Source organism: Oerskovia douganii (assembly GCF_015142735.1).
GTDB classification, from domain to species: Bacteria; Actinomycetota; Actinomycetes; order Actinomycetales; family Cellulomonadaceae; genus Oerskovia; species Oerskovia douganii.
This window is the reverse complement of sequence record NZ_JACSPN010000017.1, coordinates 66,274-77,304: the sequence shown is the minus strand read 5'-3', so window position 1 is coordinate 77,304 and position 11,031 is coordinate 66,274. Positions and strand designations below refer to the sequence as shown.

At 71.5% G+C, this 11,031-nt stretch carries 9 protein-coding genes and 1 tRNA gene; 8 read left to right on the top strand and 2 right to left on the bottom strand.

Annotated elements, in window-relative coordinates; translation table 11 throughout:
• Nucleotides 1–161 precede the first annotated feature (161 nt).
• The 3 genes from H9623_RS13460 (at nt 162) to H9623_RS13450 (ending at nt 3,104) form a co-directional block, all read left to right on the top strand.
• Nucleotides 162–1,151, top strand: a complete 990-nt coding sequence (locus H9623_RS13460) for a carbohydrate ABC transporter permease (protein ID WP_193720554.1) — start codon at nt 162–164, stop codon at nt 1,149–1,151.
• Nucleotides 1,148–2,086 carry a carbohydrate ABC transporter permease gene (locus H9623_RS13455; protein ID WP_193720553.1) on the top strand — a complete coding sequence of 313 codons (939 nt, stop codon included), beginning with the start codon at nt 1,148–1,150 and terminating at the stop codon, nt 2,084–2,086. Before H9623_RS13460 ends, H9623_RS13455 begins: the two co-directional genes overlap by 4 nt.
• A gap of 124 nt (nt 2,087–2,210) precedes the next feature.
• A complete protein-coding gene (locus H9623_RS13450) occupies nt 2,211–3,104 on the top strand; it encodes an EamA family transporter (RefSeq protein WP_321575437.1) in 894 nt (297 codons plus the stop codon).
• A gap of 181 nt (nt 3,105–3,285) precedes the next feature.
• On the opposite strand, the gene H9623_RS13445 is transcribed toward H9623_RS13450, so the two are convergent.
• Together H9623_RS13445 and H9623_RS13440 are read right to left on the bottom strand one after the other, a co-directional pair.
• Nucleotides 3,286–3,966, bottom strand: a complete 681-nt coding sequence (locus H9623_RS13445) for a bacterial proteasome activator family protein (protein ID WP_193720552.1) — start codon at nt 3,964–3,966, stop codon at nt 3,286–3,288.
• Nucleotides 3,967–4,021: 55 nt separating this feature from the next.
• The gene (locus H9623_RS13440; RefSeq protein WP_193720551.1) at nt 4,022–4,999 is read right to left on the bottom strand and encodes an NAD(P)H-quinone oxidoreductase; all 978 of its coding nucleotides are present in this window, start codon (nt 4,997–4,999) and stop codon (nt 4,022–4,024) included.
• A 221-nt stretch (nt 5,000–5,220) separates the two neighbouring features.
• On the opposite strand from H9623_RS13440, the gene H9623_RS13435 reads away from it, so the two are divergent.
• From H9623_RS13435 to H9623_RS13415, 5 genes are all read left to right on the top strand, one after another.
• Entirely contained in the window at nt 5,221–8,955 is a 3,735-nt protein-coding gene (locus H9623_RS13435) for a sensor histidine kinase (protein WP_193720550.1), read from the top strand.
• A gap of 40 nt (nt 8,956–8,995) precedes the next feature.
• Nucleotides 8,996–9,445: a roadblock/LC7 domain-containing protein gene (locus H9623_RS13430; protein WP_030151141.1), complete on the top strand. Its 450-nt coding sequence runs from the start codon at nt 8,996–8,998 to the stop codon at nt 9,443–9,445.
• A gap of 10 nt (nt 9,446–9,455) precedes the next feature.
• Nucleotides 9,456–9,872: a DUF742 domain-containing protein gene (locus H9623_RS13425; RefSeq protein WP_193720549.1), complete on the top strand. Its 417-nt coding sequence runs from the start codon at nt 9,456–9,458 to the stop codon at nt 9,870–9,872.
• Nucleotides 9,873–10,230: 358 nt separating this feature from the next.
• Nucleotides 10,231–10,770: a GTP-binding protein gene (locus H9623_RS13420; RefSeq protein ID WP_157257694.1), complete on the top strand. Its 540-nt coding sequence runs from the start codon at nt 10,231–10,233 to the stop codon at nt 10,768–10,770.
• 173 nt (nt 10,771–10,943) lie between these two features.
• Nucleotides 10,944–11,028 (top strand) — tRNA-Ser (locus H9623_RS13415).
• The last annotated feature ends 3 nt before the right edge of the window (nt 11,029–11,031 follow it).

Genomic DNA, 11,031 nt, shown 5'->3' with positions numbered 1-11,031 from the left:
TGAGAGCCGAGCCGGGGGGCGGGTTCCCCGCCCGGCCCCCCGGCTCAGCACGTCCCGGCCGCTGACGGAGCACAGAGCAGCGCCCCGCCCGCCGCGACCACGACCGCGGGCGACCGAACCACCCCAGCCCGCCGACGCCGTCGGGCAGACCGGAGGCCCACATGGACTTCTTCACCTCACCGGAGACCACCGCCGAGAAGCTCGGCCTGATGGTCTTCGCGATGCTCCTCTTCGTCGTCGTGATGGGAGGACTGCTCTTCGCCGTCGACAAGCCCAAACGCGTCCCGCGCTGGGTCGTGGCCCTCTGCTTCGTCGGGCCCGCCGTCCTGCTCGTCGTCGGCGGACTCGTCTACCCCGGGATCCTGACGATCATCTCGTCGTTCAAGAACAAGACGGGTGCCGAGTGGGTCGGCCTCGACAACTACGTCACGGCGTTCACGACCGACCAGTTCCAGATCGTCCTGCGCAACACCGCGCTGTGGGTCGTCCTCGTACCCATCGTGTCCACGTTCATCGGCCTCGTGTACGCCGTGCTCGTCGACCGCACCCGGTTCGAGAAGCTCGCCAAGGCGCTCGTCTTCCTCCCCATGGCCATCTCCATGGTGGGCGCGTCGATCATCTGGAAGTTCGTCTACGAGTACCGCCCCGACCAGCCCGGCATCCAGCAGACAGGTCTGCTCAACCAGCTCCTCGTGTGGCTCGGCCTGGAACCCCAGCAGTTCCTCATCAACCAGCCCACCAACACGCTGTTCCTGATCGCCGTGATGGTCTGGATCCAGACCGGGTTCGCCATGACCATCCTCTCGGCCGCGATCAAGGCCATCCCCGACGACATCGTGGAGGCCGCCCGCCTCGACGGGCTGCACGGCGTCGGGATGTTCCGCTACATCACGGTGCCCAGCATCCGTCCGGCGCTCGTCGTGGTCGTCACGACCATCGCCATGGGCACGCTCAAGGTCTTCGACATCGTCCGCACCATGACGGGCGGCCAGTTCGGCACGTCCGTCGTCGCGAACGAGTTCTACACGCAGAGCTTCCGGCTGGCCAACGAAGGGCTGGGGGCCGCCCTCGCGGTCATCCTGTTCATCCTGGTCATCCCGATCGTGGTCTACAACGTCCGCCAGCTCCGCCTCTCCGAGGAGGTCCGATGACCGCCGTCCCGCCCACGCTGCCCACATCCCTCGACGCCGACGCCTCGCACGACATCCAGCGGGTCGGCAGGCTCTCGCGCGCCGAGCGCCGGGCCATCGCCGTCAAGGGCAAGCTGAGCTCACCGTGGGCGTCGGCGATCGCGATCATCATCGCGATCCTGTGGACCGTCCCCTCGATCGGCCTCCTCGTCACGTCCTTCCGCCCGGCGATCGACATCCGCAGCTCCGGCTGGTGGACCGTGTGGACCGACCCCCAGTTCACGCTCGACAACTACGACGACGTCCTGTTCGGCTCCGCCGACCTCGCGTCGTTCTTCGTCAACTCGATCGTCATCACGCTGCCCGCGGTCGTCATCCCCATCTCGATCGCGCTCCTCGCGTCCTACGCGTTCGCCTGGATCGACTTCAAGGGTCGCAACCTGCTGTTCGTGGCAGTCTTCGCGCTCCAGATCGTGCCCATCCAGATCACGCTCATCCCGCTCCTCTCGGCCTACGTCGACGCGGAGATCAACGGCACGTTCTGGACCGTGTGGCTGTCGCACTCGATCTTCGCGCTGCCGCTCGCGATCTTCCTCCTGCACAACTTCATGAAGGAGATCCCGGCCTCCCTCATCGAGGCCGCCCGCATGGACGGTGCGGGGCACGTCAAGATCTTCTTCCAGGTCCTCCTGCCGCTCCTGGTCCCCGCGATCGCGTCGTTCGCGATCTTCCAGTTCCTTTGGGTGTGGAACGACCTCCTCGTCGGCCTCACGTTCGCCAACCAGGACTCCCGCCCGCTCACGGTCGCGGTCGCCGACCTCGCCGGCACCCGCGGCAACGCCTGGCACCTGCTGACCGCAGGCGCGTTCGTGTCGATGATCGTCCCGCTCATCGTGTTCCTGGCGCTGCAGCGGTACTTCGTGCGAGGCCTCCTGGCGGGTTCCGTCAAGGGGTGAACGACCCCGGCCCGGCACGGTCCGGCTCGGACCGTGCCGGCCGGAGCGTGCGGTCGGCTCCGGGCCGGGCGGGGCCCGGGCCCAGCGGTCGGGTGCCGTGCTGCGGGCGACGTAAGGTCGTCGGGTGTCATCGCGTCCCGGTCGTGCCCTCGGTTCCCTGGCGGGTCGGGTCCCGCCCCCCGCCCTCTTCGTCGTCTCGGGGCTCACCCAGTACCTCGGGGCGGCGATCGCGGTCGGGCTGTTCGCCGTCGTCGGGGCGCCCGAGGTCGCCTGGTTGCGCATCGTCGTCGCGGCCCTGCTGCTGCTCGCCTGGCGCCGCCCGTGGCGGCAGACCTGGACCCGTCGCACGCTCGCGTGGGCCGCGGTGTTCGGGGTGGCGCTCGCCGCGATGAACGTGTCGTTCTACGTCGCGATCGACCACCTGCCGCTCGGGTCCGCGGTCGCGATCGAGTTCATCGGTCCCGTGGCCGTCGCGGCGGTCACGGGCCGGGGGTGGCGCGAGCGCGGCGGCATCGCCGTCGCGGCAGCGGGCGTGGTGCTCCTCGCAGGGGTCACGATCACGTCCGACCTGCCGCGCGAGGACGTCGTGATCGGGCTCGTCGCGATCGGCGTCGCGGCCGCGTGCTGGGCCGCCTACATCCTGCTGGGCCGACGCGTCGCCCTGGGGGGCTCGGGCGTCACGTCGCTCGCCGTGGCCATGACCGCGGGGGCGCTCGTGTTCGCGCCGTTCCTCGCGCCGTCGTCGGGTGCCGTGGTGGAGGACTGGCGGCTGCTGCTCGCGGTCGTCGGGATCGCGGTGTGCTCGTCCGTCGTGCCGTACGTGCTCGAGCAGGTGATCCTGCGACGCGTCAGCGCGGCGACGTTCTCGGTGCTGCTCGCTCTGCTGCCCGCGACCGCGGTCGTGATCGGCGCCGTCGTGCTGCGGCAGTTCCCCTCGTGGCTCGAGCTCGTCGGCCTGCTGCTCGTCTCCGGGGCCATCGCGATGACGGCCCAGCGGACCGACCCGCCGCCCGCGTAGGCGCCCGGACGGTCAGCAGGGGCGTCGCCGGGCGCTCGCCCGGGCCCGGCGGCTCTCAGCGGTCCTCAGCGGCCCTCAGTGGCTCTCAGCAGTCTCGGGTGCCCCTCAGGCGCCTCCCGGGTGCCACCGGGCGACGCCGCGGCGTGCCTCGGCCCGCGGGACGGTCGAGCGCGCGGTCCGCTCAGAGGTACTGCCCGGGCGAGGGGCGGGAGTCGTCGCCCTCGCGCCGCGGCCCGGGCGCGGCGGGTGCCGGGTGCCCGGGCATGCCGGGGACGGGCAACGCACCCGGTGGCAGCGCCCGGCGGATCTGCGAGAGCTGCGCCTGCGCGGCCATCTGCTGCGCCACCAGCGCGGTCTGGATGCCGTGGAACAGCCCCTCGAGCCAGCCGACCAGCTGCGCCTGCGCGACGCGCAGCTCGGCGTCGGACGGTACCGAGTCGTCGGTGAACGGCAGCGAGATGCGGTGGAGCTCGGCGACGAGCTCGGGCGACAGGCCCTCCTCGAGCTCGGTGAGCGACCGCTCGTGGATCTCGGCGAGCCTGCTGCGGGCGGCCTCGTCGAGCGGGGAGTCGCGCACCTCCTCGAGCAGCCGCTTGATCATGCCGCCGATGCGCATGACCTTCGCGGGCTCCTCGACGACCGAGCCCGGGTCGCGGTCGTCGGCGCCGTTCTCGCCCCGTTCACCCGCTGCGCGGTCGGTGTCCTGGGTGCTCCGGTCTCCCGGCGGGACCTCTGTCCCGTCGGGGGAGATCACCGTGAAGCCCTGCCTCGCCCTGGCGTCGGCCTCCCGGTCCGGCTCACGCCCCGGGGGCGGCGCCTGCTCGGGGGCGGGGGACCGGTCGCTGCGTGCGTCGTCGCTCATCAACCCAGTCTGACCCGAACCGCCGCCGAGCGCGACGGCCCGGGGCGATCCGTGGTCACGGGACCAGCAGGACCTTGCCGAACACCTCGCCGGACTCCATGAGCCGGTGGGCGTCCGCCGCCCGCGCGAGCGGCAGCCTCGCGTGCACCACGGGCCGCACCCGCCCCTCCTCGACGAGGGGCCACACGTGCGCCAGCACGTCGCGCACGAGGCGCGCCTTCTCCTCGGCGGGCCGTGCCCGCAGGGTCGTGCCGGCGACCGTCGCCCGCTTGGCGAGCAGCGTGCCCAGGTCGAGCTCGGCGCGGCGCCCCTTCTGCATCCCGATAACGACCAGGCGCCCGCCCGTCGCGAGAGCCCGGAGGTTGTCGGCCAGGTATGCCGCCCCGACGACGTCGAGCACCACGTCTGCGCCCGCGCCCCCCGACGCGTCGCGCACCGCGGCCACGAAGTCCTCGGTCCGGTGGTCGACGGCGACCTCGGCCCCCAGGGTGAGGCAGCGCGCTGCCCGCTCGGGACCGCCCGCGGTCGTCACGACGTGCGCCCCCAGCGCCGCCCCGATCTGCGTCGCGACCGAGCCGACCCCGCCGGACCCGCCGTGCACGAGCAGGACGTCGCCGCGCGCGAGGCGGCCCACGTCGACCAGGTTGCTCCACGCGGTGCACACCGCCTCGGGGAGGGCCGCCCCGTCGACGAGAGGGACGCCGTCGGGCAGGGGGAGGACCTGGCTCGCCCGGACGCTGACCTTCTCCGCGTACCCGCCGCCGTCGAGCAGCGCGACGACCTCGTCGCCCACGTCCCAACCTGTGAGACGCGACCCGACGGCAGAAATCACCCCAGACACCTCGAGACCCGGCCAAACCGGTGCACCTGCTGGCGGAGGGTACTTTCCGGCGCGTTGTAGCAGGTCAGCAGGGTTCACGCCACTCGAGACGACGTCGATCAGGACCTCGTCCGGACCCGGCACCGGGTCCGTGAGGTCGGACACTGTGAGTTCCCCTGGGCCCCCAGGGGCGGCTATCGTGACGGCTCGCACACCAAAGACACTACGACCTCGTCGCCGAGGACGGGTGTCGGGCCCCGTGGGATCCTCCGCGTAGCCACCGACTTGACCTGGATGACCGGATTAGGTCCTCGGGGCAAGTGCACCGATAGTTAGTACGCACGTCTGGCGAGTGGGGGATGGTCGGTGTCGACCGGACCTCACGACGATCCGCTGGTCACAGGGTATGGAGAGAGGTTCGTATGCTCCGCAGGTTGAGCGTTCGCGGGAAGATCCTTGCGGCACTCGCGCTGCCTGTCTTCGTCCTGTTCCTGGCCGCGACGGTCTTCTCGGTCCAGGCGATCAACGAAGCGCGCGTGGCCGGCCAGACCGTCGACCTGGTGGAGGCCTTCGGCTCCCAGGACGTCGCCGGCAAGGCCGTCGCCGCCGAGCGGGCCGCCGAGATCCAGCGCGCCCGTGGGGTCCCGGACGGGGACCAGCTCGCCGAGGAGGCGCGCGCCGCGACCGACAAGGCGCTCGACCGGCGCGACAAGGTGTACGCCGACGTCGACATGTCCATGCTCGACGACCGCGTGAGCCGCGCCGTCGAGGCCACGGTCAAGGACCGCGCCGAGCTGAACGCGATCCGCAAGCAGATCGACACCGGCGCCATCCAGGAGCTGGGCTTCACGGCGAAGTACAACACGCTGATCGACGACGCCCTCGACGTCCCCCGCGTGCTGGCCGACACCGCGCAGGACCGCGACCTCGCGCAGGTGCTCGACGCCTACGTCGCGTCCAACGTGCTCATGAGCCAGGTCGCGCTCGAGCTCCCCGTGGTCTCGTTCCTGTTCGAGCGGATCCAGGCGATCATCGCCGGCGAGGTGCCCGGAGTGGTGGCCCCCGCCGACGACCCCACGGTGCAGGCCGACTCCCTGCGCGCCGCGCGACTCGTCTCCGAGGGAGACTCCAAGGCCGACGCCGCCCGGAAGGCGGTCCGTGAGCTGCGCACCGGACTGGCCATCCCGTCCCCGCTCGGCACCTACGTCTCCCTCCGCGGGAACCTCGCGGGCAACAACGCGACCGGCGCGACGAGCACGCAGGCCTGGCCCACCGACTCGAGCAACGACCTCAAGAACATCACCCCGGTCCGTGACAAGGTCCGCCAGGCCTCGGCCGACACGGCCTCCGACATCGCCACGGCAGCCGTGACCCGAGCAGTCCTCACGATCCTCGTGACCCTGCTCGCGTTCGGCGCGACCATCCTCGTCGCCGCCGCCATCGCCCGCCAGATCGTGAACCCGCTGCGACGGCTGACCAGCGCGGCCCAGGACGTCCGTGACCAGCTCCCGCGCATGGTCGAGCAGGTCTCGGTCCCGGGCCAGGGCCCGGGCATCAGCATCCAGCCGATCGAGGTCGAGTCGACCGACGAGGTGGGCCAGCTCGCGAACGCGTTCAACGACGTGAACTCGACGACGATCCAGGTCGCCCGCGAGCAGGCGGCCCTGCGTGGTTCGATCGCGGAGATGTTCGTCAACGTGGCTCGCCGCGACCAGGTCCTCCTGAACCGGCAGCTCGCGTTCCTCGACGACCTCGAGCGGTCCGAGGAAGACGCGAACACCCTGTCGAACCTGTTCCGCCTGGACCACCTCGCGACGCGAATGCGTCGTAACGCGGAGTCCCTCCTGGTGCTCGCGGGCATCGACTCGGGCCGTCGTGTCCGCCAGCCCATGCCGGCCTCCGACGTCATCCGTACGGCGTCCTCGGAGATCGAGCTCTACGACCGGGTCCGCCTGAACCTCGTCGTCGACCCGCTCATGCTGGGGCACAACGCGCTCAACGCCGCGCACCTCATCGCCGAGCTCCTCGAGAACGCGACCATGTTCTCCGAGCCGCACACCCCGGTCGAGGTCAGCACGGGACGCGACGAGCGGTACGTCAAGATCATCATCCGCGACCACGGCCTGGGCATGACCCCGGAGGAGATCGGCGAGGCGAACCGCAAGGTCAACGCGCACGCCGCCTCTGACGTCGTGGGCTCGCAGCGTCTGGGCCTGTACGTGGTCGGCCGCATCTCCGACCGTCTCGGCGCGAAGGTCACGTTCGAGCGCGCGGCCGAGGGCGCCGGCACCCTCGTCACGGTCAGCTTCCCGAACGTCCTGTTCGTGCCGGACTCCAGCGTCCCGCTGCCGATGCCGACCGACCCCCTGGAGAACCGGACGCAGGTCGCGGCCAACCAGCTCGCGGCCCCGCCCGCGCAGTCCTCGGCCCCGGTGTACTCGGGCCCGGCCACGACCTCGACCCCGCAGTACGACCCCGACGCGCCCGTCGCGGTCCCGGTCGACCTCGAGGCGCTGACGGACGGTGCGACCTCGACGGGCATGCCCCGTCGTCGTCCCCGGGGCATGGACCCCGCCGGGTCCGCACCGAGCGCGTCGTTCGTCCCCGGCCCGCAGACCGGGTCGATCATCCTGCCGCCGCTCGCGACGCCCTCGCTCCCGGCAGACCTTCCGGCTGCGCCGGACGCCTGGTCCCCGCCGGAGGGGGTCTCCTCGTCGAGCAGCTCGCTCCCCAGCCGGTCCCGTGCCGCGACCCCTGCCGAGACGACGAGCGCCATGCCTGCCGTCCAGCCGGAGTCGGCCGAGATCCCCGTCCTCGACGTGAGCACGCGTTCGGCGATGTTCTCGAGCTTCCGTGCCCTCGGTGCGGTCGAGACGCCGACCTCCGAGCAGCAGGCCGTCGAGCTCGACGCGGCACCCGACGTGTCGGCGACCGACATCTCGGTCCCGGACTTCGTGCCCGACGACGGCACGTGGGCACCGCAGTTCGCGATCGAGCCGCTGGGCGGGACCGAGCAGGCTCCGGTCTCCGACGAGCCCGCGCCGGCACCGGAGGCGGCACCGACGTACGACGCGGCTCCTCAGTACGACGCGACGCCCGCGTACACGGAGCCCGCGGCGGTCGAGCTGCCCCAGCGTGCGGCTCCGGCGCAGCAGGCGCCCGTCCAGCCGTACGAGGCGCCCGTCGCGCAGGCCCAGCCGGCAGCGGTCCAGCCGGCCCCGGCGCAGCCGTACGCACCGCCCGCCGCGCAGGCCCCTCGCGTGGACGCCTACCCGGAGCCCGTCCAGCAGTACCAGGCTCCCGAGCAGGCTCAGCAGTACCAGGTCCCGGCCGCCCAGGTCGCTCCCGAGCCGCCGGCTCGGGAGGAGATCCCGGAGGAGCTCTCCTTCGAGGCGCTGCCCAGGTTCGAGGACCTGATGGCAGACCTGCCGACCCGTCGGTCGCTGCGCGAGAGCCAGGCGCGCAAGCGCGGCATCTTCAACCGGCGTCCGCGCACGGGGGCCATGCCCACCGTGACGCCGTCGGCTGCCGCGCTCGCCTCCCAGCCCGTCGGTGTGGTGCCGCAGGCCCAGCAGCCTGCGACGGCACAGCAGCCCCTGGCGTTCCAGCAGACCACCCCTGTGCAGCAGCAGACCGCCTTCCAGCAGCAGACCACGTTCCAGCCGCCCTCCGCGGCGACGTTCGCCCCGCCGCAGGCGCCCGCAGCTCCTCAGGACAGCCGCCCGGCCGGCTCGACGCCGCTCGTCCGGCGCCCGGCACAGGAGCCTCTGGAGCCCCTCGAGCAGGGCTACGTGTCCGACTCGGTCGAGGCCCGCTCCGACTGGATCGCGTCCGCGGTCCTCTACGAGGAGATGTCGACGCTCCTGCGCAACGGCCCGGAGGTCCAGGGCAAGGCGTATGCCGACGCCGCGGGGACGTACAGCCCCCAGGCGCGCACGGACGTCACGGCCTCGGGCCTGACCCGCAGGGCTCGGACCGTGAACCGCGAGGAGTACGTCGACCGGTTCACGGCGAAGATCGATCGCGACCCGGAGCAGCTGCGCGCACGTCTCGCAGCCTTCCAGTCGGCGACCGCACGGGGACGGGTCGAGGCCGACGACGAGACAGGTTCGACGGATCGTGCCTCGCACGGCAATGATGTCCCCGACTCAGCGCCGCAGTCGCGGTGACGTACAGCTCGCCGTCTGTGGCAACTGACAAGGAGGAAGTGTGAACGCGCTCAGCACCGAAGCAACCAATTTCGGGTGGTTGCTCGACAACTTCGTGCGGACCGTCCCGGGAAGCCGGCACACGCTGGTGGTGTCGGCAGACGGCCTGCTCATGGCGATGTCCGACCAGCTCGACCGCACCAGCGGCGACCAGCTCGCGGCGATCGTCTCCGGCATGTCGAGCCTGACCCGCGGTGCGGCTCGTCAGCTCAACGGGGGCAACGTCCGCCAGTCGATCGTCGAGATGGACAACGGGTTCCTCTTCCTCATGAACGTCTCGAACGGCTCGGTCCTCGGCGTCGTCGCCGAGTCCACGTGCGACATCGGGCTGATCGGCTACGAGATGGCTCTTCTCGTCTCCCGGACCGAGGCGACTCTGACGCCTCAGTTGATCTCGGAGATGCGCGGTAGCCTGCCTGTTGACGGAGCAACACGAGCCCCGGTGGGATGAGGACAGCTCAATGACGAACGCACCTTTTGGCAGCCTGGGAGCACACAGCTCGGACTCGTACGAGGCCGCGACCGTGCGTCCGTACGCGGTGACGGGTGGACGTGTCCGCTCGGCCACCTCGGACCTCCCGCTCGAGGCCCTGGTCGAGGTGATGCCGGGTGCTGTCAACAGCTACGGCCTGCCTCCTGAGAAGCGCGCCATCCTCCAGCACGCAGCCCACAACTACGTGTCCATCGCCGAGCTCTCCGCGCTCCTGCGGATGCCCCTGGGTGTCACCCGCATCCTGGTCGCCGACCTCGCCGAGGACAACTACCTGACGGTCCACACGTCGACCCCGCTGAACGTTCACACCGGCCACGGCAGCAGCAACTCGGGACTGTCCCTGAGCATCTTGGAGAGTGTTCTCAATGGCATTTCCACCCTCTGACGGTGCTGCCGGCCAGCCGCAGGCTGCCGGTGGCCCGGGCCTGAGCGCCGGCAGTCCCGGGACGACGGGTCCGTCCTGGGCCCCGGTCGCCGCTCCGGCGGGTGCGCCGCAGGCGTCGGCCGCCCCGGCGCCGTCCGCCGGGTCCCCGACCGCTGCCCCCGTGCGGCAGAGCGTCCTGAGCCCTCAGCCCGGTGGCGGCCAGCCCACGGCGCAGCAGGCCCCGGCTCCGGTCGTGACGCAGCAGGCACCTACGGTCCACCAGACGCCTCCGGTGCAGCAGGCCGGCCCGGCCCAGACGGCACCGCAGCCCGTCGCGCCCGCCGCCCCGGCGACGCGGACCGCTCCGACGGTCGTCAAGATCGTCGTCGCGGGCGGGTTCGCGGTCGGCAAGACGACCTTCATCGGGTCCATCTCGGACATCGAGCCGCTCAACACCGAGGCCGCGATGACGGAGCACTCGGTGGGCGTCGACGACGCGGGGGGCGTGAGCGACCGCAAGATGACGACGACCGTCGCCATGGACTTCGGTCGTATCGAGCTCCCGGGCTCGCTGTGGCTGTACCTGTTCGGCACCCCGGGCCAGGACCGGTTCCTCTTCATGTGGGACGACCTGGTGCGCGGTGCGATCGGTGCGGTCGTGCTCGTGGACACCGACCGCCTGGAGCAGTGCTTCCCCGCGATCGACTACTTCGAGTCGCGTGGGATCCCGTTCGTCGTGGGCGTCAACTGCTTCGACGGCGTGGCCAAGCACAAGCTCGAGGACGTGCGCGAGGCCCTGCAGATCCCGGCGCACGTGCCCATGCTCTACACGGACGCCCGTTCGCGCGCGGCGACCAAGCAGACGCTGATCTCGCTCGTCCAGCTCGCGATGCGGCAGCTGCGCTCGGGTGCTGCCTGAGCGGAGCCGGTGCGACGGGCCCTCGGGCGCGTCCTCGCGACGATCCCCCGCGACGGCGGGTCGCCCTTCCCGGGTGACCCGCCGTCGTCGTGCAGGGTCGGTGTGCCTGCCCGCGTGCGGCGGCGGGGGCGCCTGCGGCCCGGAACGTGCCAGAATGTGCGTCGGAGCAACCAGGAGGGCTGACAGAGCGGCCTAATGTGACGGTCTTGAAAACCGTTGTTGCGCAAGCAACCGGGGGTTCGAATCCCTCGCCCTCCGCCT

What these genes read in the sequence shown, in the direction of transcription:
- H9623_RS13460 (WP_193720554.1), top strand. Translation starts at nt 162, where the DNA reads ATGGACTTCTTCACCTCACCGGAGACCACCGCCGAGAAGCTCGGCCTG.
- H9623_RS13455 (WP_193720553.1), top strand. Translation starts at nt 1,148, where the DNA reads ATGACCGCCGTCCCGCCCACGCTGCCCACATCCCTCGACGCCGACGCC.
- H9623_RS13445 (WP_193720552.1), bottom strand. Translation starts at nt 3,966, where the DNA reads ATGAGCGACGACGCACGCAGCGACCGGTCCCCCGCCCCCGAGCAGGCG.
- H9623_RS13425 (WP_193720549.1), top strand. Translation starts at nt 9,456, where the DNA reads ATGACGAACGCACCTTTTGGCAGCCTGGGAGCACACAGCTCGGACTCG.